The sequence below is a fragment of the Devosia submarina genome, from assembly GCF_003056345.1.
Classification (GTDB): Bacteria; Pseudomonadota; Alphaproteobacteria; order Rhizobiales; family Devosiaceae; genus Devosia; species Devosia submarina.
The window spans coordinates 64841-91025 of the sequence record NZ_PYWB01000008.1; the positions used below are offsets into that span (position 1 = coordinate 64841).

The window sequence follows — 26185 nt, forward strand, 5'->3', positions numbered from 1 at the left end:
TACGCCGATGGGGTCGAAATCTGTCAAAATTAAGAGAAATGTCCCGCAGAAGGGCCCTTGAAGGGGCTGTTGCCGGACACGTGTTCGCTTTGCCGCAATTATGGTCAAGGAGAGGTTAATAAACCCACTCCGGCAGGCATGCGCTGCCGGGCAGAGCGCTATGCCAGGTTTGCAAAGCGCGTCGTGATCTCGGGCGGCATTCTCGTGGGACCGCCGCTGGTCTTGATGGCGACAACCGTAACCTCGGCGCGGGTGAGCACCTTGTCGCTGCGCAAGATGGTTTGCGCGAGCAGCAGGCGAGCGCCGGTGATGGTTTTGATCACAGTCTGTACCACAAGAAGATCGTCGATATGGGCCGCGCCATCAAATTGGATCTCCATGGAGCGAACGGCAAAGGCTATGCCTTTCTGAGCCAGTTCGTGATGGTGGATCCCAGCTTCCCGCAGCCATTCGGTGCGGCCACGTTCCAAGAATTTCAGATAGGCGGCATGGTAGACATTGCCCGAAAAATCCGTGTCTTCGTAGTAGACGCGGACAGGAAAGCTATGCGCGCTCATGCGCCTCTCCCGCCGCCCAGTTCCACGACCACGATCTCGGCAGGTGCGCCGAAACGGATCGGCAGGTTGGAATAACCAAGTCCGGCTGACACAATCAAATGGCGGCCGTCTTCCACGATATGGCCATGCAGAAACCGCTTGCCGAAGCGCGAAGGGACCACGGGGGCATGGCCAAAGAGTTTCACCTGACCACCATGAGTATGCCCGGACACGGTCAGGGCGACGCGGTCGGGGAGTTCGGCAAAGATGTCGGGCTCATGGGCCATCAGCAGAAGGGGCTCATCGCTTGTAACCTGCGCCAGGGTGGCGGGAAGATCATCGGCGCCATAGCCGGGTTGGTGCGATGAACCTTCGGGCAAGAAGGCGTATTGATCGCCAAGGCCTGCCAGCCAGAAGCCTTGGCCACCATGTGCGATGCGCTTGGCATGATTGACGTAGACTGGAATGCCGGCTGCAATGAGCGCGCGCTCGACGGCGGTGGTGCCCCGTTCAGCCTCGCGATCATAGTCGTGATTGCCCAGGATCGCATGAACGCCCAGGGGCGCCGACAGGGTCTTGAGCGGGGCCGTCCAATCTCCTTTGACTGGCCTGCTGAAGCGCGGACCGGAAAGGAAATCCCCCAGCAGCAGGATCAGATCGCCGCCCAAGGAATTGGCCTGGGCGCAGATGGCGCCAAGGCGCCGCGCGTTCATGAACGGCTCGCACAGGTGAAAATCGGTCAGGATCACGATGCGCAGGCGCAATTGATCCGCCCAGCGGCCGATTTGCGGAGCGTAGCGTGCGACATGCACCGCTGGCTTCACGCGTCACTCTCCCCATCTTCAAAAAGCGATGTCTGAAGGCCGACAAAGCCCTGCGGCACGATTCGTCCCATATGCTGGAAGGCAAGCCCAGTCAGCATACGGCCGCGTTGCGTGCGCTGGATGAAGCCCTGCTGAATGAGATAGGGCTCGACGATTTCCTCGATGGCGTCGCGCGGCTCGCTCAAAGCTGCGGCAATGGTTTCAATGCCAACCGGGCCGCCATTGTAGAAATCGGCAATGGTAGTGAGGTAGCGGCGGTCCAACTGGTCGAGCCCACGAGCATCAACATCGAGTCGCAAGAGCGCCTTGTCGGCAATGGCGCGGGTGATCTCCCCTGCTCCTTCAACCAGCGCAAAGTCGGTGACCCGGCGCAGGAGCCGGCCGGCAATACGCGGCGTGCCACGGGAGCGGCGGGCGATCTCTAGGGCACCATCGGCAGCCATGGGCATGCCCAGGAGCCGTGCGCCGCGGGTAACGATCTGCACCAGTTCTTCGGGCGTGTAGAAATTGAGCCGCACGGGAATACCGAAGCGATCGCGCAAGGGGGTCGTCAGCAGGCCCGCGCGCGTGGTGGCGCCCACAAGGGTGAACCGCGCCAGGTCGATCCGCACGGAACGGGCGGCAGGCCCCTCCCCGATGATCAGATCGAGCTGGAAGTCTTCCATTGCGGGATAAAGCACTTCCTCGATGGCGGGATTGAGCCGGTGGATCTCGTCAATGAAAAGGACGTCACGATCTTCAAGATTGGTGAGGAGCGCCGCCAGATCCCCGGCCTTGGCGATCACCGGGCCCGACGTGGCGCGAAAGCCGACGCCCAGCTCGCGCGAAATGATCTGCGCCAGCGTGGTCTTGCCAAGGCCTGGGGGACCAACGAAAAGCACATGGTCCAGCGCCGCGCCGCGCTGCTTGGCGGCCTTGATGAAGACTTCAAGGTTTGCCCGTGCGGCGGCCTGGCCGACGAATTCGGAAAAGCCGGAGGGGCGCAGCGAAACGTCGAGCGGTTCGTCGCGACCGGCGGATGGGGAGGTCAGGTCGGTCAACTACTCAACTCCCGCAGGCCCAGCCGGATAAGCTTTTCGGTTGGCATGCCTTCCCCGTCCCGCGCCACGATCCGCGCCAGCGCGGCCGACGCCTGGGCGCTGGAATAGCCCAGATTTGTGAGCGCGGAAACCGCGTCCGCTACGGTACTGGGCGCAACACCCTCCCCAAGCGCTGCCTGCAAGCCAAGCGTGCCAGCATCAATGGCGCCTCCGCCCTCGGGGACCTTGCCCTTGAGCTCGGTGATGAGGCGAACGGCGAGCTTGGGGCCAACGCCATTGGCGCGCCCGATCATGGCCTTGTCCTGCAAGGCAATGGCGCTCGACAATTCCGTAGGCGAGAGGACCGATAGAATGGAAAGGGCTACCCGGGCGCCAACGCCCTGAACGGTCATCAGGAGGTTAAACCAGGCCTTCTCGCTCTGCGTGGCAAAGCCATAGAGCCGGATCATGTCTTCGCGCACAATGGTTTCGATGAACACAACCGCCGCCTCGCCCGCTCGCGGAAGGGATTGAAGGGTGCGGCCGGAGCAAAAGGCTTCGTAGCAGACGCCATTGCAGTCGATCAGCACCCAATCATCGCCGAAACTGTCTACCAGGCCCTTAAGCTTGCCGATCATGTGAGAGCTTTCAGCCGCATATTGGCGACGCGATGATGGGCATGGCAGATGGCAACGGCCAGCGCGTCGGCGGCGTCCGCACCCTTGAAGTCAGCGGCAGGCAGCAGGGTTTTCACCATCAGCTGGATCTGCGTCTTGTCGGCGTGGCCCGTTCCGACCACAGATTTTTTAACAAGATTAGTGGCATATTCGGACACATCGATGCGGCGGACGGCGGGGGCCAGCAGCGCCACGCCGCGCGCCTGTCCCAGGATCAGCGCTGAGCGCGGACCCGAGTTCACAAAGGTTTCCTCGACCGCGGCCTCCGAGGGCGCAAACCGATCCAGAACGTCGCCCAGATCTGCGAAGAGAATGGCCAGCCGCTCGGCCAGCGAGCCTTCATGAGGCGGCGTCACCGTGCCGGAGGCGACATAGCTCAACCGATTGCCCAAGGTTTCGATGACGCCCCAGCCGCAACGGCGCAGCCCAGGGTCGATCCCGATGATTCGCGTTGTTGCGTTCATGCCGTGTCCTTACCTCCAGGACGCCGAAACTACAAAGCCATATGTGAACAAAAAGGCAACAAGAAGCTGGGGATAACAGCCGATCGTTAAAATTGCAGGGGATGCGGCAAGGCCATCTTCAATACGGCTGGGTAGCTTGCCGCTCGGGATTGCAGGAGAAGATAAACATGACAGCCAGCTCATGGACCCTAGGCTTGCCGATACGACACATCGAAACAATCCTGACAGGAGAACATTTCGGAGGCTCGGTCGGACAGAGCTGAAGCCTCTTCGGGAACGCCCCTAGCCTTTTCGGGCGAGGTAGAAATTGTTTCAGCCACAGGTACCGAATGCAATGCTCTCTGCCAAATCCATCAATTCGCTCCAGAGCCGCTCCAGCGTGGCGCGCTGGACGCTGTTCGGAACATTCGGCTGCATCCTTGTCGCAGTGGGATTCAACGCTGTTTATTTCGGCGACCTTGGCGCGGAGGCGCTGCATCGGTCCCTGGTAAGCGCCGTCGTGCTGCCCACGCTGATGGGCGTGCCGCTGTTTTTCTATCTCAGCTTGCGCATGCGGGGACTGGCTGTAACCAATCGGCGGTTGGGCCTGGTGGCGCGGACTGACAGCCTGACCTCGTGCATGAACCGCGGCGCCTTCACCGCCAAGGTTTCGGCCCTGCTGGCCGAACAGGATCCGGAGAGCACCGGCGCGCTCCTGATGATCGATGCCGATAATTTCAAAGCCATCAACGACATGTTTGGCCATGATGTCGGCGACGAAGCGCTGACCCTGATCGCCCAGTCGATCCGCTCGACCCTGCGCGCCGGCGATCTTGTAGGTCGCATGGGTGGCGAGGAATTTGCGGTTTACCTGCCCCGCGTCGATAGGCAGGACGCCGAGATCGTGGCCGAGCGGATCAGGTGCGCCGTGGGCCTTGCGGATTTTGCGCCAAACGGGCGGAAACGGAGCCTTTCGGTGAGTATTGGCGGCGCGGTTTACCAGGGCACGGCGAGCTTTTCGGAATTGTTCCGCGTCGCGGACCAGCGGCTCTATGGCGCCAAGCAAACGGGCCGGAATCGCGTCACCATCGTCCACATGAACGATCATCCCTATATCGAGCTCAAATACAGCGCATGAAAAAAGGCAGCACTCGCGTGCTGCCTTTTGATTGGAGCGCCGGAACTTAGGCGTCGAGCTTGGCCGCGTCTTCGTCGCTCATTTCGAAGTTCGAATAAACGTTCTGCACGTCATCGTCTTCTTCAAGCGTTGCAATCAGCTTCATCAGCGTCGCGCCTTTTTCCGCATCGATCGGCGTATTGGTTTGCGGCTTCCATACGGCCTTGACCGACTCGGCTTCGCCCAGAACCTTCTCGAGGGCTGCCGCAACATCCACCATCGCCTCGAAAGAGGTGGTAATATAGTGCCACTCCTCGTCGCTCTCGACATCGTCGGCGCCAGCTTCAATGGCCGCTTCCATGACCTTGTCTTCCGAGCCGGCGCTCAGCGGATAGGTGATCTCGCCGACCTTGTCGAACATGAAGCCGACCGAATTAGTTTCGCCCAAGGCGCCGCCATTCTTGGAAAAATAGGAGCGCACATTGGACGCGGTGCGGTTGCGGTTGTCGGTCAGGGTCTCGACGATGATTGCAACACCACCAGGGCCATAGCCCTCGTAGCGGATTTCGTCATAGTGCTCACCGTCCGAGCCCATCGCCTTCTTGATGGCGCGGTCAATATTGTCCTTGGGCATGGATTGGGAGCGGGCATTGGCAACAGCCAGGCGCAGGCGCGAATTGAACGCAGGGTCGGGCATGCCCATCTTGGCAGCCACTGTGATTTCACGGGCAAGCTTGGAGAAAACCTTGGAGCGCGCCGCGTCGGACTTGCCCTTGCGGTGCATGATATTCTTGGCATGTGAATGGCCGGCCATCGGTCACCCCTTCGTCTATGAAAATCTGGATCGGTGGCGCGTTATAGGCAAGCGCAGGGCGCTTGTGAAGCGGCGGCTTACGCGGATCGAAGCTGCTTAACCCGGGTCCTTGCGGTTCCAGATGTCGAGATCGATCTTGCCACTGAGCTCGGGATAATCGGCAGCATGAAAGAGCGGTGACTTGCCCGAGCGTCGCTGGGTCGCATAATCCCTGGTTAGCTTGGCCACCGTGCCTGACAGCAGGACAATAGCAACAAGGTTGACCGTTGCCATGAGGCCCATCGAGGCATCGGCGGCGTTGAACACCGTGGCAACGCTCTCATAGGCGCCCCAGACCACCATGACGAGAACGCCGATCCGGAGGACCGTAAGGCCGACGCGGTTGCCGAGCTTGAGGAAGGTCATGGCGTTCTCGGCATAGGAATAGTTGCCAATGATGGAGGTGAAGGCAAAGAACAGGATGGCGATGGCAATGAAGTAATGCCCCATGCCGCCAATATGAACGGTCATGGCTGCCTGGGTCAGCGGCGTGCCGGTGAGCTCGCTCCCAGGCACCATGACGCCCGAGAGCAGGATCATCAGCCCCGTGGCGGTACAGATCAGGATGGTATCGATGAACACGCCCAACGCCTGCACAAAGCCTTGCGAGGATGGATGATGCGGCTGGGGCGTCGCGACGGCTGCGATATTGGGCGCCGAGCCCATGCCAGCTTCGTTGGAGAAGAGGCCTCGTTTGACCCCATTGAGCATGGCGCCCGCTATGCCGCCGGTCGCTGCACCCAGCCCGAACGCCTCCTGTACGATCATGCCGAGCAGCGCGGGGACTTCGGCAATATTGGTGAAAACAACATAGAGCGCGACCAGCAGATAGATGGCCGCCATGAAGGGCACGATGAATTCAGCGACACGCGCGATCTGCTTGATACCGCCAAAGATCACGGCGGCAGTGACCACCGCCAACGCTATGCCGACCCAGAGCTTGTCGACGCCAAAGGCCCCCTGGAACGCATCGGCTATGGAATTTGCCTGAACGGCATTGAACACGAGCCCGAAGGCCAGGATCAGGCAAACGGAAAATACAGCGCCGGCCCAGGGCGCCCTGAGGCCCCGCGCGATATAGAAGGCGGGGCCGCCGCGATAGTCGCCATTCTCGTTCTTGATCTTGTAGAGCTGGGCAAGGGTGGATTCAGCATAGGCCGTCGACATGCCGACCAAGGCCACGACCCACATCCAGAACAGGGCGCCAGGTCCCCCCAGGTAAAGTGCCACCGCAACGCCAGCCAGATTCCCAGTGCCGACGCGAGAGGCAAGACTGGTGCACAGGGCCTGGAACGGGGTGATGCCGGCCTTGTCGTTCTGCTTGGATCCCAGCACGGATCGGAACATTTCGGGAAAGTGCACGAACTGCACGAAGCCGAGGCGAATGGTGAAAAACAGGCCCACCGCCAGGAGGCCATAGATCAGGACATAGCCCCACAAAATTTCATTGATGAAATTGATGATGCTGTCCATGGCGTGCCAACTCCCGAGGCTTGTGCGCACGACAATGCTCGGGTGAGGCGGGTGTTGGAACTGCACTGAGCCGGTCGACGTGTCAACCTAAGTCGTAAGAGGCGGAAGGTGTTCCACCGGCAGGGGATTCTTGCCGCTTGTTCTAGGCTTGGTCGAAATCGGGTTCCGCCTGGGCCAAGGAGCCGCCGAGGCGAACCGGCAGGACCTTGCGCGCAAGGCCGGTGCGCGGATCAGTTTCAATCGCGACCCCACAAAGGGTCGCTTCACCATCGGCTGGGCTGAAGCGGCTGTTGGGAATACCGGTCAGGAAACGGTTGAGCGGCTCCTCGGTATCGGTGCCGATAATAGAGTCGAAGTCGCCGCACATGCCGGCGTCCGCCATTAGAGCCGTTCCGCCGCGGAGGATGCGCTGGTCGGCCGTCGGAATATGGGTATGGGTGCCAACAACAAGGCTGACCTTGCCATCAAGAAAATGGCCCATGGCCTGGATTTCCGAAGTAGCCTCGGTATGGAAATCAACGATGATCGCATCAGCCTGCTCACCCAGGGGGCAAGCGGCAACGGCCGCTTCAACGGCCCGGAAGGGATCGTCCATGGGTGGCATAAACACCCGGCCCAGAGCATTGATGACAAGGACGCGATAGCCGCCGCGGCTTTCAACAAACATGGCCCCGCGCCCTGGCGTGCCCGGCGGCATGTTGATGGGGCGGACCAGGCTCGTTTCGCGCTCGATAAAGGAAATGGTCTCGCGCTGGTCGAACGCATGATCGCCAAGGGTCACGATATCAGCGCCGGCAGCACGAATGGCATTGAAATGGGCTTCGGTCAGCCCCTTGCCATGGCTGGCGTTCTCCCCGTTCACCACCACGAAATCAAAGCCATAGCGCTCGATAATGCCCGGCAGTCGCTCGGCAACGGCATCACGGCCGGCGCGGCCCATAACATCGCCCAGAAACAAAAGCCTCATGCGGAGGGGCCAAACTGGCGCACACCGGCTTCGGTGATCACAATATCAAGGGCTACATCATGCGGTTCACGCGGGATCAAGGGCAGTTCCTGTGCGGCAAAGGCGAGGCCAACAAGCTTAGGCTTTTTTGGCAATGACGCCAGTGTCCTGTCGTAATAACCCCCACCATATCCCAGGCGCGTGCCCAAAGCGTCAAATCCGAGCAGCGGAAGCAGAACTACATCGGGCACCACCGTCGGAGCCAAGGGGGAAGGCGCAAGCGTCCCGAAGCCAGCTGCATAGAGCGAAGCGCCCTGCTCCCACACCCTCATCTCCAGCGCCTGCTCGCGCTCAAGCACAGCAGGCAACACCAATGTGTAATTGGCCTCCATGAGGCGCACCATGATGGGCTGGCAATCGAGTTCGTCTCGAATGGGCCAAAAGGCCGCAATAACGTCCTCGGGATACGGCTTGATGTTATCAAAAAACAAACGGGCTACTGCGGCAGAGGCCTCGGCCCGTTCTGTCGGCGATAGCGCCGCACGGGCAGCATGAGCCTGGAGGCGCAAGGCTGATTTGGCTTGCCCGATGTCGACGTCCACCATGCAGTGTCGCTACCTGCGTAAAATAAGGTGCCACCCTGGCCGTGGGATGACGATCCCGGGAACCTACTCACGTAGGTGGGCGCCGTGTGTCCGGACCCACGGGTCCGGTCAGGGACAGCTCCCTTAGGATCGATTAAGGCCCCGGGGATATTGGTATCCTCACGCACCGGGCAGCAAGGCTAATATAGGGTGTTCGTGCGCTAGTGCAAAGCCGCTCAGAGTATTCTGCGAAGATTTTGATGAGCGTGCAAAATACGCACAATGAGCACGCCTGAATCGTCCACCAGATAAGCGATGACGTGGGACTGATAGGTGTGGATGCGCACTGGTTTGCGGAACATGGTTCGTTCATGCGCCAGAAAAGGATGATCAGCAATCACCGCGATGCTATCCATCAATCCGCGCTGATACAAGTCAGCCTGTGCAACGCCAAACTGCCTTGCGCTCTCCAGATAGATCCTTTCGATATCCACTGCAGCCCTTGAGGTGAGCCTAATCCTCATTCTTGAGGCCCTTCATGGCGCGCTGACGCGCCTGAGTGAAAGCCTCTTCCACTGTTAGCTCGCTTATCCCGCTGTCCAAACCCTCCTGTATGAGTTGGTCGAACTCCTCGACTGCTTCGGCGCGCTCCTGATCCTTGCGTACGAGATCACGGACGTAGTCGCTGCTGTTGCCATATCGCCCCGTTTTGACTTGCTCCTCGACCCATTCTTTCATCTGATCGGGTAGCGAGACATTCATTGTAGCCATGGCGGAACTCCCTTGATGCCCCGATCTTACACCTTTGGCAAACTTTGCCAACAATCCTCAAGGAACCGGCGCGTCATGGGAGGTTTGTTGCAAGCAACATGCCGAACGCACGGGACAAAATCATGAGATGGCTGATCGCCCTGGTGGCAATCCTGTTTCTTCATCCCCTGCAGGTGATCGCTCAAGAAAAGGAGGAGGAACCAGCCACGACCTGCCACCGGCTTGGCGAACAGGAGATCTGTATCAGCGAAGCCAGCTACACGGAGGATGTCTGCGCCGCGATCGAGACCTATGCCAAGCATTTCAGCCTGCCCGAAGGCTTTTTCGCGCGCCTGATCTGGCAGGAAAGCCGCTTCGATCCACGCGCCATCAGCCCCGTGGGGGCGCAAGGCATTGCTCAGTTCATGCCCGGCACCGCCCGCTTGCGTAAACTCGGCGATCCATTTGATCCGGCAGAAGCCTTGGCAAAATCTGCGGAATATCTGCGCTTCCTGGAACAAAAATTCGGCAATTTGGGGTTGGCGGCTGCTGCCTACAATGGAGGCGAGGGCCGTGTCGCTCGCTTTGTCACTGGCGGAGGCGTTGCGGGAGAAACACGGGCCTATGTTTCGATCATCACGGGCCGACCGGTAGATTACTGGCTTGGCGAAGAGATCGAGCCCGCCGATTACGCGCTCAACCCCGAAGAGCCGTTCCAGGACGCCTGCGTTGACATGGCCAGGGCCGTTCCAATGCCAACCTTTGGGCCCAAGGCTGCTCAATGGCAGCCCTGGGGCGTGCTCCTCGCGCAGAATTTCTCGCCCGACATCGCGCGTGCCGCTTTCGTGCGGGCGCAAGGGCGCTTTCCCGATTTGCTGGAGGGCAAAGACCTCCTGCTGATCACCACGCGCAATTTGAGCATTGGCACGCGCACGCGCTACTCGGCGCAGATCGGCTTTCCCGAAAGGAAGGCCGCACAAGAATTCTGCAACAAGCTCCTCGCCGCAGGCGGCAATTGCATTGTTCAGAAAAACGGCGGCTAGCTGTGTGGTAGCGGGGCCGTCTCATCCAGGATACCCGCGACACTCTCCAGCGTCTGGGCGGCGCTGTTGAACCTGTCAGCGAACTTGGTTTCGAGCGCTTCGATCTCGGCAGCAACTTCCTGACCGGCACGGGTCAACATGCCAACCTCGTCTTCTAGCTCCTTGATCCGGCGCTCGGCTTCGGCCAATTCGTCTACAACGGCAATGCCGGCCATAACGGTCAGACGATTGTCGCCGATCTCGCCCACGGCGCCTTTGAGACCCTCGAGCTGTGCATTGAAACGCTCGGCAAGGCCGATCAGATGCTTCTGTTGGCCTTCTTCGCAGGCCATGCGGTATTTGCGGCCATTGATCTCGACATTGACTTCAGGCATGTCAGCTCTCCGCTTTGGCCAAAACTTCGCGCACGGTTTCCATCGCCTCGACCAGCCGGCGCGACACGTCATGGGCGCTGTCGTCGAGCCGCTTGGCCCGGGCAGCTGTCTTGTCCAGCTCAGTGGCAAGGCGTGCCCGTTCATGCACGAGGCGCTGGGTATCGACCTCAATGCGGTTGAGCTGGCGCATGCGGGCACCCAGATCTCTCACGCTGCGATCGAGCCGCGCCATGGCAGCCTCGAACCGCGCCTGCGCCGCGGCCAGCCCATCCTGGGGTTCCGTGTCACTCATTGCACTTACGGTCCTTCATGCCGAACACCTGCGGCGCCTCAGGGTGCCTTACCAGACAGGTGAATGCAACCTGCCGTCATTGACAGGCAATCCGAACCTGTTATGCCTCCAACTCGCCTTTGGGAGCAGGGTTTGAGAGCCTCTTCTCCCCAGATACCAGCCCGAGAAAGCGCATCCGATGACCAACACAGCTGAGCAAAACGAACTGGCCAACGCAATCCGGTCGCTGTCGATGGACGCGGTCGAAAAAGCCAATTCTGGTCACCCGGGCCTGCCCATGGGATGCGCCGACATCGCCACCGTGCTGTTCACCAAGGTGATGAAGTTTGATCCCGCCGACAGCAAATGGGCTGATCGCGACCGCTTCGTGCTTTCGGCCGGCCACGGCTCCATGCTGCTTTATTCTTCCCTGTACCTCTTGGGCTACAAGGACATGACCATCGACCAGGTCAAGAACTTCCGCCAGCTCGGCTCCAAGACTGCTGGCCACCCCGAATTTGGCTACGCCGAAGGGATTGAAACCACCACCGGTCCGTTGGGCCAGGGCGTCGGCAATGCCGTGGGCATGGCGATTGCCGAAGCCAAGCTCGCCGCCGAATTCGGCTCGGACATTGTTGACCACCACACCTGGTGCCTTGCTGGCGACGGGTGCCTGATGGAAGGCATCTCCCAGGAAGCTATCGCGCTGGCCGGTCACCTCAAGCTCAACAAGCTGACCCTGATCTGGGACAACAATTCCATCACCATCGATGGCGCGGTGTCCAACTCCGACTCCACCGACCAGATCGCCCGCTTCAAGGCCTCTGGCTGGAACACCGTGGAAATCGACGGGCATGACCAGGCCGCGATCGAAAAGGCGCTGCTCGACAGCAAGAATTCCGACAAGCCGACGCTGATTGCTGCCAAGACCACGATCGGCTTCGGCGCGCCCAAGAAGGCCGGCACCGAAAAAGTGCATGGCGCTCCGCTCGGTGCCGAGGAACTGGCCGGCGCCAAGGCCGCCCTGGGCATCACCTACCCGGCTTTTGAGATCCCCGCGGCAACGCTGGACGCATGGCGCGCTGCTGGCACCCGTTCGCAGAACGTGCGTGGCGAATGGCAGTCGCGCCTGGCCGCTTCTCCGAACCGTGCCGAGTTCGAGCGTCGCATGGCCGGCACCCTGCCCTCCGATTTCGCCGCCGCCATGGATGCGCATAAAAAGAAGCTGAGCGAGGAAAAGCCAAAGGTCGCTTCGCGCAAGGCCTCGCAGCTGGCGCTCGAAGTCATCACCAAGGCGGTGCCCGAGGCACTGGCTGGCTCGGCTGATCTGACGCATTCCAATCTGACCAATACGCCCGACACCAAGCCCTTCACCGCAGATGATCGTTCCGGCCGCTACATGATGTACGGCATTCGCGAGCATGGCATGGCTGCCGTAATGAACGGGGTGGCGCTGCATGGCGGGCTGATCCCCTATGGCGGCACGTTCATGGTCTTTACCGATTATGCCCGTCCGTCGATCCGCCTATCGGCGCTCATGGGCCAGCGCGTGATCTATGTCATGACACACGATTCCATCGGCCTGGGCGAAGACGGCCCGACGCACCAGCCCGTGGAGCACCTGTCGGCTCTGCGCGCCATTCCGGACCTTCTCGTGTTCCGCCCGGCCGATGCGGTGGAAACCGCCGAGTGCTGGCAGATCGCCATGGAAACGGCGAACCATCCGTCGATCCTCGCCTTGTCGCGCCAGAACCTGCCGACCGTCCGGACCGAGTATACATCCGAGAACAAGTCGGCTAAGGGTGCCTATACCCTTGTGGGTGAAAGCAATGCCGATGCGATCATCTTCGCCACGGGTTCGGAAGTTGCCATCGCTGTCGAGGCGCAAAAGCAGCTGACCGAGAAGGGTATCTCGGCGCGTGTTGTTTCGGTTCCGTCCATGGAGCTCTTTGCCAAGCAGTCCGATGCCTACAAGGCCGAAGTGCTGGGTTCGGCCAAGGCCCGCGTTGCGGTTGAAGCCGGCATCGAAATGAGCTGGAACAAGCTCCTTGGCGACAAGGGCCGCTTTGTTGGCATGAGCTCGTTTGGTGCCTCAGGCCCGATCGATGACCTTTATGCCCACTTCGGCATTACGGCAAAGGCCGTTGTTGAAGCGGTCACCGCACAGTTGTAAGAGAGCGCCAGCCCTCCTCCCTCCTCCCATTTCAAGGAGCCTCCAATGGCAGTCCGCGTCGCCATCAATGGTTTCGGCCGCATCGGCCGCAACATCCTGCGCGCCATCATCGAATCCGGCCGCACCGACATCGAAGTCGTTGCGATCAACGACCTCGGTCCGGTCGAGACCAATGCCCACCTGATGCGCTTCGACAGCGTGCATGGCCGCTTTCCCGGCACTGTGACCGTTGACGGCGACACCATCGATGTGGGCCGCGGTCCGATCAAGGTTACGGCCGTCCGCAACCCCGAAGAACTGCCGCATGGCGAGATGGGCATCGACATCGCTCTCGAATGCACCGGCATCTTCACATCCAAGGAAAAGGCATCGGCCCACCTCAAGGCCGGCGCCAAGAAGGTGATCATTTCGGCCCCCGGCGATGGCGCCGATCTGACGGTGGTTTATGGCATCAACCACCAGCAGCTGACCAAGGATCACGTCGTCATCTCCAACGCGTCGTGCACCACCAATTGCCTGGCGCCGCTGGCCTATGTGCTGCACAAGGAGTTCGGCATCGAAAAGGGAATGATGACCACCATCCATTCCTATACCGGTGACCAGCCCACGCTCGACACCATGCACAAGGACCTTTATCGCGGCCGCGCGGCAGCGCTCTCGCAGATCCCGACCTCGACCGGTGCTGCCAAGGCCATCGGCCTTGTGCTGCCCGAACTCAAGGGCAAGCTCGATGGCGTGTCGATCCGCGTACCGACGCCGAACGTGTCCTGCGTGGACTTCAAGTTCATTTCCAAACGCGATGTGACAGCGCAGGAAATCAACGATGCCGTGCGCCGCTATGCCGATGGCGAACTCAAAGGCGTGCTGGGCTACACAGAGCATCCAAACGTGTCGATCGACTTCAACCACGACCCGCATTCCTCGACCATGGCGCTGGACCAGACCAAGGTCATGGACGGCAATTTCGTGTCAGTGCTCAGCTGGTACGACAATGAATGGGGATTCTCCAACCGCATGGCCGATACGGCCGTTGCATTGGGCAAGACGCTCTGATCTCCTGAACCGGCGGGCACTCCCCGCCGGTTCTGCTTTGGGGGCAAAGGTGCTTGATCGATCCATTCGCTGGCGCGGCCTTGATCCAATAACGCTCGAGCATTGCCACATCATCTCGACCGAGCGCGACACGCGTATCCGTGGCACGATCATCACCCCCGAATATGGCCTGTTCTACCGCATCAAACTTGATGACCGGGAACATATCCGCACCCTCAAGCTTGAGCGCACCGACGGCGCAGTGTTGGAGCTTTTCTCTGATGGCGCCGGCAATTGGTCGGATGACCGGGCCGAGCCCCTGCCTGCCCTGCGTAATTGCAGTGATATTGATATCTGGCCAACGCCACTGACCAATTCACTACCCCTCTGGCGCACGGAGTGGAGTGATAACCAGCCGCAGCGTTTCGCCATGGCCTGGATCGACGCTGATGAGATGAGCGTTGTTCGCCAGGAGCAGATCTATTGCAGGATCGATTTGACGCACTTCCGCTTCCAGACTGCAGAATTCGAACGCATTCTGGAAGTTGACGCCGATATGATCGTCCTCAATTACCCGGGCCTGTTCGAACGCGCCGACTGAGCCCCTTCCCCCTGGCAGCCCTCTCTGCTACGCCACGGCGAACACAGATCCACGGGGAGGCTCCTTCAATGACCGCGACCTTCAAGACGCTTGATGAACTCGACCTGACCAACAAGCGGGTACTGCTGCGGGCCGACCTCAATGTTCCCGTAGCAGACGGCAAGGTGACCGACGCCACCCGTATCGAGCGGTTGGTGCCCACCATCCGTGAGATCGTCAAGAAGGATGGCAAAGCAATCCTGCTCTCTCATTTCGGCCGACCCAAGGGCAAAGTCGATCCCGAGTTTTCCCTGGAGCAGGTGTGCGAAGCCGTGGCGAACGCCACAGGCCACCCTGTGGGCTTTGTGGCAACCGACTGGACCGACATTTCGGGCGCACAGAGGGCAATCGAGTCCGCGCGTGCCGGCTGCGTGCTGATCCTGGAAAACACGCGCTTTCATCCCGGCGAAGAAGCCAATGACGTCGAGCTTGCCAAGCGCATGGCAAGCCTTGGCGATGTTTATGTGAACGACGCTTTCTCTGCTGCCCACCGCGCCCATGCGTCGACGGAAGCGCTGGCCCGCCTGCTGCCGGCAGCTGCGGGTCTGGCCATGGAAGCCGAACTTCAGGCGCTCGAAGCAGGCCTGGGCAAGCCCAAAAAGCCCGTTGTCGCCATCGTCGGCGGCGCCAAGGTTTCTTCCAAGATCGATCTGCTGGAAAACCTCGTAACCAAGGTCGATGCGCTGGTGATCGGTGGTGGCATGGCCAACACTTTCCTTCATGCTCAAGGCTATGGCGTCGGCAAGTCGCTGGCCGAAAAGGAATTGGCCGAAACCGCCCTGCGCATCATGGACAAGGCGATCGACAGCGGCTGCGCCATTATCCTTCCAATCGACGCGGTAGTGGCCTGGCACTTCAAGGCCGACACGCCTACCCGTCTCTATGGTGTTGATGCCATCGACCGCGACGGGATGATCCTTGATATCGGTCCATCCTCGATCGAACGCATCAAGGGTGCCATCGACGATGCCAACACCGTGGTGTGGAATGGCCCGATGGGCGCTTTCGAGATGAACCCCTTCGATGCTGGCACGGTCGCCGTAGCCAAACATGTCGCCAAGCGCACCCATGACGGCAAGCTGGTCTCTGTTGCGGGGGGCGGTGATACCGTTGCCGCTCTTGCCCATGCCGGTGTCAAGGACGCCTTCACCTATGTTTCGACCGCCGGGGGCGCCTTCCTTGAATGGATGGAAGGCAAGCCTCTCCCCGGCGTCGATGCGCTCAAGAAATAGGATCGGGTTTTAGAAGGTGGCTGTCATCGGGTCCGGTCCGATGCGGCCGCCTGCCTCATCCAGCGCCTCGATCTTGCTCATGTCCTCGGCGTCGAGAGTAAAGTCCAGAACATCGAAATTGGCCACGATCCGGCTTGGCGTCACGGATTTGGGGATGACGATCAGGCCGCTGTCGAGGTGCCAGCGGATAATGATCTGCGCGGCGCTGCGGCCATGCTTTTTGGCAATCGCCGTGATAACCTGGTTTTCTAGCAACTGGCCCTGCCCCAATGGGCTCCAGGATTCCGTTGCGATGTCGAGGCGCGCATTGACCTTGCGCAGGGCCTTTTGCTGGAAGCGGGGATGGAGCTCGATCTGATTGAGCACCGGTGTTTCGCCGGTTTCGCCGATGATCTTTTCGAGATGTTCGGCCTCGAAGTTGGAGACGCCAATCGATCGGATCTTGCCATCGCCCTTGAGCTGAACAAGCGCCTTCCAGGTTTCAAGATACTTGTCGCGCCAGGGCGAAGGCCAGTGGATCAGGCACAGATCGAGATAGGGCGTGTCCAGCAGCTTTAGGCTCTTGTGGACCGCTTCGATCGCCGTATCAAAACCCTGGTCTTCATTTCGCACCTTGGTGGTGACGAAAATGTCTTCCCGTTTCAACCCTGAAGCCTTGATGCCTTCGCCAACACCCTGCTCATTCTGATAACCTGCTGCTGTGTCGATGTGGCGATAGCCTGCCTGCAGCGCTGTTTTCACCACTTCTGCGGTATCTTCGTTGGGGGTCTGCCATACACCCAGCCCAATTTGGGGAATGGTATGGCCGTCATTGAAGGTGATGAGAGGCTGATTGCTCATGGTCTATCCGTCGATCGGGGGGAAGGAGCGAAGAGAACGTCCTGTGCTGCGCAAGTGTTCCCCACCCTCACCTCATCTTCCATACAAGCTCCGTCTTTCGTCTAATAACCACAGGTCTAATCGATCCGCCGCGAACGAAAGTCTAATCTGCCGGTTAACACCCCATTGAGGAGGCAGATCCATGACAAAATCGCTGAACGCCATCGCCCAGAAACTCATGGAGCCCGGCAAGGGGATCCTGGCCGCAGACGAATCCGAGGGCACCATCGCCAAGCGCTTCGCCAAGATCAACCTGCCCAATTCGCTGGATCTGCGCCGCGATTATCGCGAGATGCTGTTCCGCTCCACCCATGCCATGACACACTACATTTCGGGCGTTATCCTCACCGAGGAAACGCTGGAACAATCTGCCGCTGACGGAACTTCGTTCCGCGCGATCCTTGCGGATGCCGATGTCATCCCCGGCATCAAGGTGGACCGTGGCGCTTTCCCCATGCCCGGCGACTCCGGCGAAAAGATCACCGAGGGGCTCGATGGTTTGCGCCAGCGGCTCGAGCGCTATGCCCAGTTGGGCGCAGGCTTTGCCAAGTGGCGTGCGGTAATCACCATCAACGATGTTGCCCCGACCCGGAACAATATTCGCGCCAACGCCCATGCGCTCGCCCGTTACGCAATCCTCTGCCAGGAAGCGGGCATTGTGCCGGTGGTTGAGCCCGAAGTCGTCGGCGATGGTGACCCAGGCAACCATTCCATGGAGCGGTGCGCTGCCGTGACCGGGGATGTGCTGGAAAACACGTTCAAGGAATTGCGCCTCGCTGGCGTGGATCTTGCGGGCATGCTGCTCAAGCCCAATATGGTGCTGCCCGGTGTCAATTCACGCGAGCGCCCGTCCTTTGAGGATGTTGCCAAGCGCACGGTGGAAGTGCTGCGCGCGCATGTGCCAGCGGCCGTCCCCGGCATTGCATTCCTGTCGGGCGGGCAAACCGACGAGGAAGCCACTGCGCACCTATCGGCCATGAACAAAATCCCAGGCAAGCCTTGGCCGCTCACCTTCTCTTACGGTCGCGCGCTGCAAAATGTCGCGCTGCGCACTTGGGCAGGCCGGCGCGAGAACTTCCCCGCAGCACAGGCGGCATTTACGCACCGGGCGCACATGAACTCCCTGGCAGCCCTTGGCGAGTGGAGCGGCGAACTGGACCGCGCCGCCTGAAGACCCAGAAACTCTCAAGATCAGGCGCGTCCTCCCCGCAGGACGCGCTTTTTCTTTGCGCCACACCATCCACACCCGCTATTGCTTCAAACTTCCTCTTTGTCGCCCAAATAGGACGACAGAAGAGCCCACGCTTCGCTATTGCCCGGACCCCTATGGCACCCCAGCTCTATCTTGTTACCCCTGCTGATCCTGATCCTGCGAAGTTCGCGACCGTGCTGATGAATGTGCTCAACAGCGCTGAAGTAGCCGCTTTGCTGGTGCGCCGGGGGCAGGCCGACGACGCCGCTTATTCTCAACTGGCCTCGCAGGTGATCAATATCGGGCAAGGGGCAGGCTGCGCCGTTTTGCTGGAAAACGATGCGGCACTTGCCAAAAAGCTGGGCGCCGACGGCGTCCACATCACCGATGGGCCCGAAGCGGTGGCCAGGGCCATCGCGGCGCTCAAGCCAAAGATGATCGTGGGTGCCAACGCTGGCACCACAAGGCACGATGCCATGACGCTGGGCGAGATGGATGTGGATTACCTCATGTTCGGCCCAACTGAGGGCGCGAGCGACCCGAAAGGCGCCGAACTGGCGCAATGGTGGGCGGCGACCTTCGAGATCCCGGCCGTGCTGAGTGATCCGGGGGCCAGCGCCGAAAACGCGGACAGCCTTGGCGCCGAGTTTCTTGGCCTTTCGAGCAGCATCTGGTCTGCGTCATCCCCCGGCGAGGCCTTGGGTGCCATTGCTGATGCCCTCAAGGTTTCGGCATGAAGGCGTCCGTCCCTCTTTTGCTGCTGGCGCTGCTCGCCGGCCCGACCCTGGCCCAAGAGGTGGAGGCCCCGCCTCCTGCCGATGAGGTGCCAGCTCCGTCAGAAACCGCAGAACCTGCCGAGCCAGGAAGCACCGAGAACCTTGGGCCTCGTGCGCCTGCTGATTATGCCTTTGGTGCTTTTCAGCGCGGCTATTTCCTGACCGCGCTCGAATTCGCCCTGCCCCGAGCCGAAAAGGGCGATGCCGCAGCGCAAACCTTGATCGCCGAGATCTATGCCAAGGGACTCGGTGTCGCCCAGAACGACGAGCGAGCCGCTGGCTGGTACCAGCTCGCCTCCAATAATGGCGATCACCTTGCGACCTTTGCGCTAGCGCTGTTTTATCAGGACGGCATTGGCGTTCCCAAAAACCGCGCCCGGGCGGCCGAACTGTTCCGCAAGGCTGCCGAAGCCGGTTATGCCCCCGCCAAGTACAACATGGCGCTTCTTCATGTTGAAGGTGTCTATGCGTCGCCGAGCCTCACGGATGCTGCTTCCCTGATGAAGGAGGCGGCCGATGCCGAGCTGCCAGAGGCCCAGTATGATTATGGCACCATGCTGATCGAAGGCGCGGGGCTCACACCCGATCCCGCCGAAGGGGCGCGCTATATCGGGCTGGCGGCCGAGCAGGGTTTGGTCGCGGCGCAGGTGGACTATGCTACGCTCCTCTATTTGGGTCAGGGTCTCGAAAAAAACGTCGAAGATGCCGCCCTCTGGTACCAGCGTGCCGCTGAAGCGGGCAGCGCCGTTGCCCAGAACCGCTATGCCAAGCTGCTTGCAGTGGGTGAAGGCGTTGACCTCGACCTTGAAACCGCCGCGATGTGGCGCTCGCTTTCGCGTCGACAAGGCTTGTCCGACCCATCGTTGGATCGGTTACTCGTATCCATTCCGCCCGAGAGCCTAGCTCGTGCCGAGGAGCGCGCCCGTTTCTGGCCGTCCGAACCACCCACGCAGGCAGCTGAAGCGGACGTCGAACTACCCGCCACCACTCCCCAAGTTGCCGAGCCGAATGTTCTGCCGGCGCCAACCGATGCTGGGGAGGCGCCGCCCAACGCAGTAGTCGAGCCTCCACCACCCCCGGAAAATCCTTGAACGGGCAGGCGTTCTGAGGCAATAAGCCCGCCAAGCGCGGTTCAGCGCATCACCACAACGCCCCTTCTTGTGGTGAGTTTCTAGCGGCGCTTTGCAGCCGACATCGAAAGCAGCATTCATGGCCAAGATCAACGGCAACGAAATCCGTCCCGGCTTCGTCATCAACCACCAGGACCGCCTCTGGGTGGCCGTAAAGGTTGATCACGTCAAGCCCGGCAAGGGCGGCGCCTATGCCCAGGTCGAACTCAAGGCAATTTTGGGCGGCACCAAGCTCAACGAGCGCTTCCGCTCGGCTGAAACGGTGGAACAAGTGGAGCTCGAATTCCGCGACTTCACCTATCTCTACGAGCAGGGTGAGAGCCTCGTTTTCATGGACCAGGACAGCTACGAGCAGGTGGAACTTCCCAGGGAGTTCGTGGGCGAGCGCGCCGCGTTCCTCCAGGACGGCATGAAGATCACGCTAGAAATGCACGAAGACACGCCCTTGGGCATCCGCTTTCCGCCCAACGTGGTTCTGGAAGTCACCGAGGCCGATCCCGTGGTCAAGGGCCAGACGGCATCCAACCAGTTCAAGCCAGCCATTCTGGCCAATGGCTTGCGGGTCATGGTGCCCCCTTTCATCGCGACGGGCGAGCGCATCGTCGTCGACACCACTGAAGCCACTTACATGCGCCGGGCTGATTGATCATGGCACGTTCTGCACTTCTCAATGTGATGGTCAACGCGGCCATCAAGGCCGGCAAGTCGCTGACCAAGGATTTCGCCGAAGTCGAAAATCTGCAGGTGTCCCGCAAGGGCCCGGCCGATTTCGTCTCCAAGGCGGATCTGCGCGCCGAACAGATCGTGTTCAGCGAACTGCAAAAGGCACGCCCAACCTATGCCTTCCTCATGGAAGAAGGCGGCGAGGTTGCCGGCACCGACGGACAGCATCGCTGGATCATCGATCCGCTCGATGGCACGACCAATTTCCTCCATTCCATCCCGCTGTTTGCCATAGCCATTGCGCTCGAACGCAACAACGAGATCGTTGCTTCGGTGATCTACAATCCCGTGCTGGACGAGCTCTACACCGCTGAAAAAGGCGGCGGCACCTGGCTCAACGATCGCCGGCGCCTGCGCGTCGCAAGCCGCCGCTCGCTGTCCGAGGCCGTGATATCCACCGGCATCAAGACGCAGGGCACAGCCAATGATGGCCTGCAGTTGCGCCAGCTTGCCCATATCAATCCGGCCGTTGCCGGCATTCGCCGCTCGGGCTCGATCTCCATGGACATGGCCTGGCTCGCAGCCGGCCGCTTCGATGCCCTCTGGGAAGCCGGCCTTGCACCTTGGGACGTGGCGCCAGGGCTCCTAGCTGTCAAGGAGGCCGGTGGCTTCGTTTCCGATTTCGCGGGCAGCACGGGCTCGGTGTGGAACGGCCAGATTGTTGCTGGCAACGAGATTCTCCAGCCAGCCTTGCTCAAGGAACTGCGCCCGATCAATTAAGGTGGCCGGCCAATGCCGCGCGCTCAAGCGACCACATGCCGAGCCTGCGCCGGTGCGCGGGTGGCCATTCTGGCCCGGCTTTTGATGAGCTATTGAGGAGAATTTGGGCGTTATTGCCCATTAACCCTAGGGATTGTCTTGGCACGGCGCTCTCTTTAGTCTGCGCCGGAGTGATTTGAAGTTCGGGGGCAAGGTTTAAGGCAAGATGACGCAAGGCTATGACCCGTACCACCTCGCCAGCCCTCTCGTTTACCTCATTAAAATCCTGATCTTTTTGGTGCTGGTGGCGTTGGTCGCCGCCATTTTGTTCAGCACCATCGTGACATTTTTCTGGGCGAACCCGTTCATCAATTCGATGATCTTTTTTGCCCTGTTTATTGGCATTTTCCTCAGCTTCCGGCAGGTCATCCGCCTGTTTCCCGAGGTGAAATGGGTCAATTCGCTTCAGGAAGGCAATGTCTCGTCTGTCCGGCCGCCCATTCTCTTGGCACCGGTGGCAGGCCTTCTGCGCGAGCGGATCGGGGAGGCGGTGATTACCCCTTCCTCAATGAGCTCCATTCTTGATTCCGTCGGCAATCGCCTGGACGAGGCCAAGGATACGTCCCGCTATCTGACGGGCCTTTTGGTTTTCCTTGGGCTGATGGGTACGTTCTATGGCCTGCTCGAAACGGTTACCTCCGTCGCCGCAGTTATCAACACGCTCGATGTTTCAAGTGGGGACACCGCTTCGCAGTTTGCAAGCCTGCGCGAAGGGTTAGCGGCGCCGCTGGCAGGCATGGGCACAGCCTTTTCGTCATCCCTGTTCGGCCTCGCCGGATCACTGGTGCTGGGCTTCTTGGACCTGCAGACCAGCCAGGCGCAGAATGCCTTTTATACCGACCTTGAAGACTGGATGACTTCCATGACTGAGCTCGATCATCCCGTCTCGGCCATGCAGGCTAATGCGGGCGGACCGGACATGCAGGCCATGTTCGACAAGCTCGGCAATTCCATGCAGAATCAGAACTCGAGCCAGAATGCCATCCGCGCCATGGCCGAACTGGCGCGTGGCATTGACGGTCTTGTCAAGCACATGCGAACCGAGCAGGACGATCTGCGTCGCTATATCGACGAGCAGGGCGAAACCAACAAAAAGCTGCGCGAGTTGATAGAAGCCGTTTTGACCCAGGCCGATACCGAGCGGCGGAACTAGCCCATGCCCGGAGCGCGTTCCAGGCGGCGCATCGAGTCCAATTATTGGCCGGGCTTTGTGGACGCCCTGTCGAGCCTCCTGCTCGTCATCATCTTCATGCTCTCGCTGTTCATGCTGACCCAGTTTTTCCTGGGGCAGGAACTCGAAGGACGTGACACCGCGCTGGCGCGGCTCAACAGCCAGATCGCTGAACTAACCGAATCGCTGCAGCTGGAGCGCAGCAATTCAGAGGATCTGAATACCCAGATCGCGCAGCTCACGGCGACCTTGGGCAGCGCTCAGCAGGAAAACGCTAGCCTGAGCTCACAACTGGCTGGCATTGGCGCCGGAATAGACGGCAAGGACCAAGCCATAGCCGGGCTTCAGAACGATCTTGCCGAAGCCCAGGAACTGTCGGACGAAGCTAACGCGCAGGTCGCCTTGCTGAACCAGCAGCTGGCGGCGCTCCGCACGCAAATTGGCGCCCTGGAAGCTGCGCTGGAAGCATCAGAGGCACGTGACACACAGTCTCGCACCCAGATCGCAGACCTCGGCCGCCGCCTGAACCTGGCGCTCGCCCAACGCGTGCAGGATCTTTCGCGCTATCGTTCGGACTTCTTTGGCCGCTTGCGGGAAATCCTCGAAGGCCGTGCTGATGTGCGTGTCGTCGGCGACCGCTTCGTGTTCCAGTCCGAAGTGTTGTTCGACCCCGGCCAGGCCGATGTGCAGGAGGGCGGCTTGCCGGATCTCGACGCTCTGGCGGAGGCCATTCTGCAACTGGAAAACGAAATTCCCGAGGACATCAATTGGGTGCTGCGCATTGATGGACATACCGATAGCCGCCCGATTTCCAATGAACGTTTCCCCTCCAACTGGGAGCTGTCAGCTGCCCGTGCCATTTCGGTGGCCCAATATCTGGTCAGCAAGGGCGTAGCGCCGAGCCGGCTGGTTGCAGCAGGCTTTGGCGAATTCACACCAATCGACCCGGGCACGACCGAAGAAGCTTACCGGCGCAACCGGCGCATCGAGTTCAAGTTGACAGAGGGATGATCAAGGAGCTTTAGCCGCATTCGCTCAGAGGTGAATCACGCCTCATCCTGAGCTTGTCGGAGGACAAGGCGATGGCAACAACCGGCGCTTAGCTCTCGTGGCGCGATAGCGCGCCATGAGGGCACGACCCACCCGCGTTCGAATGCAAATCTAGCCCAGATCATCCATCCGGAACTGCAGTCTCGCGAGTTCCGCATAGCGCCCGCCCTTGGCGACCAGCTCGTCATGCGTGCCCTGATCGATGATGTGTCCGGCATCGAGCACGAGGATCTTGTCGGCGTCGCGGATTGTTGCCAGGCGGTGGGCGATCACCAAGGTCGTCCGGCCACGCATTAGATGTTCCAGCGCAATCTGCACGAGGCGCTCGCTTTGCGCGTCTAGCGCGCTGGTGGCTTCATCCAGAAGCAAGATTGGGGCATCCTTGAGGATGGCACGGGCGATGGCGAGGCGCTGTTTCTGTCCTCCGGAGAGCATAACGCCGCGCTCACCGACAAGCGTGTCATAGCCCTGTGGCAGTTCCACTACGAAATCATGCACGAGCGCGGCCCGCGCCGCGGCTTCGATCTCCGCCATGCCCGCGCCGGGTTTGCCAAACAAGATGTTCTCGGCAATGGTCCCGGCGAAAATGGTGGGCTCCTGCTCGACATAGGCAAAGCGCTGGCGCAGATCGAGTAGGCGGACATCCCGGATATCCACCCCATCAACCTTGATGGAGCCCCTTGTCACATCATAGAAGCGCTGCAGTAGCGAGAGGGTCGTCGACTTGCCCGATCCCGATGGACCGACAAGGGCCACGGTTTGCCCTGAGCCGACAGAAAAGCTTAGATCCGTCAGCACCTGTTCGGAGCCTCCGGTATCATAGTCAAAGTGCACGTGCTCGAACGTGACGGTGCCCAGGGGCGGGTTTGGCAGTGCAACCGGATGAGCGGGATCCTTGATGGTAGCTTCGGTATCAAGGATTTCGGTCAGCCGTTCGGTGGATCCGGCAATGGTCTGCAGCATGCCAAGAACTTCGCTGAAATTGGTGAGCGAGCTCGAGGCCATCAGGGCATAGATCATGAATTGTGCCAGCTGGCCTGCCGTAACCGTGCCGTCGAACACCGCACGGGCGCCCCACCACACCAGGAACACGATGGCGGCTGTTCCCAAGAAAATGACCATGCCAACCAGGATGGATCGTGCACCCAGCCGCTTGATCTCCGCCTGATAGCTATCCTCGGTGCGGGCGCCATAAATGCTCGCCTGCACATCTTCCTGGGTGAAGGACTTAACAGTACGCGTTGCTCCCAGCATTTCGGTTGCCATGGCGGAGAGATCGGCCAGGGCGTCCTGCGTGCGGCGGGACATGCGGCGCAAGCGGCGGGAGAAAGCAACAATCGGCAGCACCAAGCAGGGCCCGATGATCACCACAGCCAAAGTCAGCGTCGGGCTGGTCAAGAACATCATGATCAGCGCGCCGGTGATGGTCACGATCGAGCGCAGCGCAAGGGAAAAGCTCGAGCCCACAGCGGCCCGGATCACCCCGACGTCGCCATTAAGCCGGCTGGTGAGTTCACCCACGCGGTTGGTGTCGAAATAGCGCGCATCGAGCTGCAGCAGATGCACGAACACGGCTTGTCGCAGATCGGCCAGGACACGCTCACCCACCACGGAGATGAAGTAGAAGCGGGCACCACTGGCAAGGCCCATCACGGCCGCAATGCCAATGATCACCCAGCCATATCGGCCGACATTTTCCAGGTTTCGCGCCACGAACCCCTGGTCGATCGCCCCGCCTAAAAACGCTGGAATAGCCAGCGACGCAATGGTCGAGACCAGCAGGAACAGGATCGTTAGGGAAAGCCGGACGGGATAGCGCAGCACAAACGGCAAAAGGCGCCGCAAGGGCTGCAGCTTGCGCTTGGGTTGCTCGGCCTTGGGGGCAATCTTGGGGGATTCGGCCTGAACCGGAACGGCCTGGTCTGTCATCGCTCGGGGTTTCGCCACTCGTTAAGAGGGTCCGGATCAGCCGGGCCGTGCTCCGCGCCCGATATAAGGACTGCGCAAGCAGCGGGCAACCGCTTTGTCCGGCGTGAATTTGCCGCGCCCATGCTCTTGCGGACCGGCGTACCTTTCTGTATGAAGCGGCCAACACCAGTTTTAGATGCTCTCCGGGCGCTGCGGCGCCCGTTTGATTTGAGGCGAACACCGATGAAGGCTGATACTCATCCGGACTACCACTTGATCAACGTGGTTATGACCGACGGCACCAAATACCAGACTTATTCGACCTACGGCAAAGAGGGCGACACCCTCCAGCTCGATATCGATCCCAAGACCCATCCGGCCTGGACCGGCGGCACGGGCCAGCTGCTGGATCGCGGCGGTCGCGTTTCCCGCTTCAAGGAGCGCTTTAAGGGCCTCGGCATCTAAGCCGATCCTCTTGCGAGAATTCGAAAAGCCCGGCCCTGTGCCGGGTTTTTTGCTTTGGGGCAGGGTCACGTCCGATCGGCTCGAGCGATCTACCAATAGACCTCATGGTGAGCCTGTCGAACCAGGAGGGCGTAGCACAATAGCT

At 60.5% G+C, this 26185-nt stretch carries 29 protein-coding genes and 1 other RNA gene; 14 read left to right on the forward strand and 16 right to left on the reverse strand.

Translation table 11 applies throughout. The features are described from left to right. Window positions 1-158 precede the first annotated feature (158 nt). Genes ybgC through ruvC form a run of 5 tightly spaced genes read right to left on the reverse strand, consistent with a single transcriptional unit; the run spans window position 159 to window position 3520 of the window. On the reverse strand, window positions 159-557 hold the full coding sequence (gene ybgC, locus DDE77_RS12975) for a tol-pal system-associated acyl-CoA thioesterase (protein WP_108397902.1): 399 nt from the start codon (window positions 555-557) through the stop codon (window positions 159-161). Further along, a complete protein-coding gene (locus DDE77_RS12980) occupies window positions 554-1360 on the reverse strand; it encodes a metallophosphoesterase (RefSeq protein ID WP_245895246.1) in 807 nt (268 codons plus the stop codon). Before DDE77_RS12980 ends, ybgC begins: the two co-directional genes overlap by 4 nt. Beyond that, window positions 1357-2400: a Holliday junction branch migration DNA helicase RuvB gene (gene ruvB / locus DDE77_RS12985; protein ID WP_108397903.1), complete on the reverse strand. Its 1044-nt coding sequence runs from the start codon at window positions 2398-2400 to the stop codon at window positions 1357-1359. Before ruvB ends, DDE77_RS12980 begins: the two co-directional genes overlap by 4 nt. Continuing rightward, window positions 2397-3017 carry a Holliday junction branch migration protein RuvA gene (gene ruvA, locus DDE77_RS12990; protein WP_108397904.1) on the reverse strand — a complete coding sequence of 207 codons (621 nt, stop codon included), beginning with the start codon at window positions 3015-3017 and terminating at the stop codon, window positions 2397-2399. Before ruvA ends, ruvB begins: the two co-directional genes overlap by 4 nt. Next, the gene (gene ruvC, locus DDE77_RS12995; RefSeq protein ID WP_108397905.1) at window positions 3014-3520 is read right to left on the reverse strand and encodes a crossover junction endodeoxyribonuclease RuvC; all 507 of its coding nucleotides are present in this window, start codon (window positions 3518-3520) and stop codon (window positions 3014-3016) included. Before ruvC ends, ruvA begins: the two co-directional genes overlap by 4 nt. A 334-nt stretch (window positions 3521-3854) precedes the next feature. On the opposite strand from ruvC, the gene DDE77_RS13000 reads away from it, so the two are divergent. Continuing rightward, window positions 3855-4637 (forward strand): GGDEF domain-containing protein, encoded by a 783-nt coding sequence (locus DDE77_RS13000; protein WP_108397906.1) that lies wholly within the window; start codon window positions 3855-3857, stop codon window positions 4635-4637. A 46-nt stretch (window positions 4638-4683) separates the two neighbouring features. On the opposite strand, the gene DDE77_RS13005 is transcribed toward DDE77_RS13000, so the two are convergent. From DDE77_RS13005 to DDE77_RS13035, 7 genes are all read right to left on the reverse strand, one after another. Beyond that, entirely contained in the window at window positions 4684-5430 is a 747-nt protein-coding gene (locus tag DDE77_RS13005) for a YebC/PmpR family DNA-binding transcriptional regulator (protein ID WP_108397907.1), read from the reverse strand. 96 nt (window positions 5431-5526) lie between these two features. Then, on the reverse strand, window positions 5527-6942 hold the full coding sequence (locus DDE77_RS13010; RefSeq protein WP_108397908.1) for an alanine/glycine:cation symporter family protein: 1416 nt from the start codon (window positions 6940-6942) through the stop codon (window positions 5527-5529). A gap of 142 nt (window positions 6943-7084) precedes the next feature. Continuing rightward, the gene (locus DDE77_RS13015; RefSeq protein WP_108397909.1) at window positions 7085-7909 is read right to left on the reverse strand and encodes a TIGR00282 family metallophosphoesterase; all 825 of its coding nucleotides are present in this window, start codon (window positions 7907-7909) and stop codon (window positions 7085-7087) included. After that, the gene (locus DDE77_RS13020; RefSeq protein ID WP_108397910.1) at window positions 7906-8493 is read right to left on the reverse strand and encodes a 5-formyltetrahydrofolate cyclo-ligase; all 588 of its coding nucleotides are present in this window, start codon (window positions 8491-8493) and stop codon (window positions 7906-7908) included. The genes DDE77_RS13015 and DDE77_RS13020 overlap by 4 nt, the downstream gene beginning before the upstream one ends. Window positions 8494-8516: 23 nt before the next feature. Then, window positions 8517-8673, reverse strand: a non-coding RNA gene (gene ssrS / locus DDE77_RS13025) — 6S RNA. A 35-nt stretch (window positions 8674-8708) separates the two neighbouring features. After that, complete coding sequence (locus DDE77_RS13030; protein WP_210204391.1) at window positions 8709-8966, reverse strand: type II toxin-antitoxin system RelE/ParE family toxin; 258 nt, start codon at window positions 8964-8966, stop codon at window positions 8709-8711. 19 nt (window positions 8967-8985) lie between these two features. Then, window positions 8986-9243: a type II toxin-antitoxin system ParD family antitoxin gene (locus tag DDE77_RS13035; protein WP_108397912.1), complete on the reverse strand. Its 258-nt coding sequence runs from the start codon at window positions 9241-9243 to the stop codon at window positions 8986-8988. Window positions 9244-9365: 122 nt separating this feature from the next. Here DDE77_RS13035 and DDE77_RS13040 point away from each other — a divergent pair, with 122 nt between their 5' ends. After that, window positions 9366-10265 carry a lytic transglycosylase domain-containing protein gene (locus DDE77_RS13040; protein WP_157959820.1) on the forward strand — a complete coding sequence of 300 codons (900 nt, stop codon included), beginning with the start codon at window positions 9366-9368 and terminating at the stop codon, window positions 10263-10265. On the opposite strand, the gene DDE77_RS13045 is transcribed toward DDE77_RS13040, so the two are convergent. Together DDE77_RS13045 and DDE77_RS13050 are read right to left on the reverse strand one after the other, a co-directional pair. Continuing rightward, a complete protein-coding gene (locus DDE77_RS13045) occupies window positions 10262-10639 on the reverse strand; it encodes a cell division protein ZapA (protein WP_108397914.1) in 378 nt (125 codons plus the stop codon). The two genes, DDE77_RS13040 and DDE77_RS13045, sit on opposite strands and share 4 nt — an antisense overlap. Before the next feature lies 1 nt (window position 10640). Beyond that, window positions 10641-10931, reverse strand: coding sequence for a DUF4164 family protein (locus tag DDE77_RS13050; protein ID WP_108397915.1), 291 nt, complete (start codon window positions 10929-10931; stop codon window positions 10641-10643). A gap of 178 nt (window positions 10932-11109) precedes the next feature. On the opposite strand from DDE77_RS13050, the gene tkt reads away from it, so the two are divergent. The 4 genes from tkt to DDE77_RS13070 all read left to right on the forward strand — a co-directional run bounded on the left by tkt (window position 11110) and on the right by DDE77_RS13070 (window position 15987). Then, complete coding sequence (gene tkt, locus DDE77_RS13055; protein WP_108397916.1) at window positions 11110-13083, forward strand: transketolase; 1974 nt, start codon at window positions 11110-11112, stop codon at window positions 13081-13083. 45 nt (window positions 13084-13128) lie between these two features. Then, on the forward strand, window positions 13129-14136 hold the full coding sequence (gene gap, locus DDE77_RS13060; protein ID WP_108397917.1) for a type I glyceraldehyde-3-phosphate dehydrogenase: 1008 nt from the start codon (window positions 13129-13131) through the stop codon (window positions 14134-14136). A 49-nt stretch (window positions 14137-14185) separates the two neighbouring features. After that, the gene (locus DDE77_RS13065; RefSeq protein ID WP_157959821.1) at window positions 14186-14716 is read left to right on the forward strand and encodes a putative glycolipid-binding domain-containing protein; all 531 of its coding nucleotides are present in this window, start codon (window positions 14186-14188) and stop codon (window positions 14714-14716) included. A gap of 68 nt (window positions 14717-14784) precedes the next feature. Further along, complete coding sequence (locus tag DDE77_RS13070; RefSeq protein WP_108397919.1) at window positions 14785-15987, forward strand: phosphoglycerate kinase; 1203 nt, start codon at window positions 14785-14787, stop codon at window positions 15985-15987. Between the two features lie 9 nt (window positions 15988-15996). On the opposite strand, the gene DDE77_RS13075 is transcribed toward DDE77_RS13070, so the two are convergent. Next, window positions 15997-16827, reverse strand: coding sequence for an aldo/keto reductase (locus DDE77_RS13075; protein ID WP_108397920.1), 831 nt, complete (start codon window positions 16825-16827; stop codon window positions 15997-15999). 181 nt (window positions 16828-17008) lie between these two features. Here DDE77_RS13075 and DDE77_RS13080 point away from each other — a divergent pair, with 181 nt between their 5' ends. From DDE77_RS13080 to DDE77_RS13110, 7 genes are all read left to right on the forward strand, one after another. Further along, window positions 17009-18037: a class I fructose-bisphosphate aldolase gene (locus tag DDE77_RS13080; protein WP_108397921.1), complete on the forward strand. Its 1029-nt coding sequence runs from the start codon at window positions 17009-17011 to the stop codon at window positions 18035-18037. A gap of 155 nt (window positions 18038-18192) precedes the next feature. Continuing rightward, the gene (locus tag DDE77_RS13085) at window positions 18193-18795 is read left to right on the forward strand and encodes a thiamine phosphate synthase (RefSeq protein WP_108397922.1); all 603 of its coding nucleotides are present in this window, start codon (window positions 18193-18195) and stop codon (window positions 18793-18795) included. Further along, window positions 18792-19925, forward strand: a complete 1134-nt coding sequence (locus DDE77_RS13090; RefSeq protein ID WP_108397923.1) for a tetratricopeptide repeat protein — start codon at window positions 18792-18794, stop codon at window positions 19923-19925. The genes DDE77_RS13085 and DDE77_RS13090 overlap by 4 nt, the downstream gene beginning before the upstream one ends. Window positions 19926-20043: 118 nt before the next feature. Further along, window positions 20044-20610 (forward strand): elongation factor P, encoded by a 567-nt coding sequence (gene efp, locus DDE77_RS13095; protein ID WP_108397924.1) that lies wholly within the window; start codon window positions 20044-20046, stop codon window positions 20608-20610. 2 nt (window positions 20611-20612) lie between these two features. Continuing rightward, complete coding sequence (locus DDE77_RS13100) at window positions 20613-21407, forward strand: inositol monophosphatase family protein (RefSeq protein WP_108397925.1); 795 nt, start codon at window positions 20613-20615, stop codon at window positions 21405-21407. 205 nt (window positions 21408-21612) lie between these two features. Continuing rightward, window positions 21613-22599, forward strand: a complete 987-nt coding sequence (locus tag DDE77_RS13105; protein WP_108397926.1) for a flagellar motor protein MotA — start codon at window positions 21613-21615, stop codon at window positions 22597-22599. A 3-nt stretch (window positions 22600-22602) separates the two neighbouring features. Beyond that, window positions 22603-23628 (forward strand): peptidoglycan -binding protein, encoded by a 1026-nt coding sequence (locus DDE77_RS13110; protein WP_108397927.1) that lies wholly within the window; start codon window positions 22603-22605, stop codon window positions 23626-23628. Window positions 23629-23778: 150 nt separating this feature from the next. Here the strand turns inward: DDE77_RS13110 and DDE77_RS13115 are convergent, their stop codons facing one another. Next, entirely contained in the window at window positions 23779-25596 is a 1818-nt protein-coding gene (locus DDE77_RS13115; RefSeq protein ID WP_108397928.1) for an ABC transporter ATP-binding protein, read from the reverse strand. A 222-nt stretch (window positions 25597-25818) separates the two neighbouring features. On the opposite strand from DDE77_RS13115, the gene rpmE reads away from it, so the two are divergent. After that, a complete protein-coding gene (rpmE, locus tag DDE77_RS13120) occupies window positions 25819-26040 on the forward strand; it encodes a 50S ribosomal protein L31 (protein ID WP_108397929.1) in 222 nt (73 codons plus the stop codon). Window positions 26041-26185: the final 145 nt, after the last annotated feature.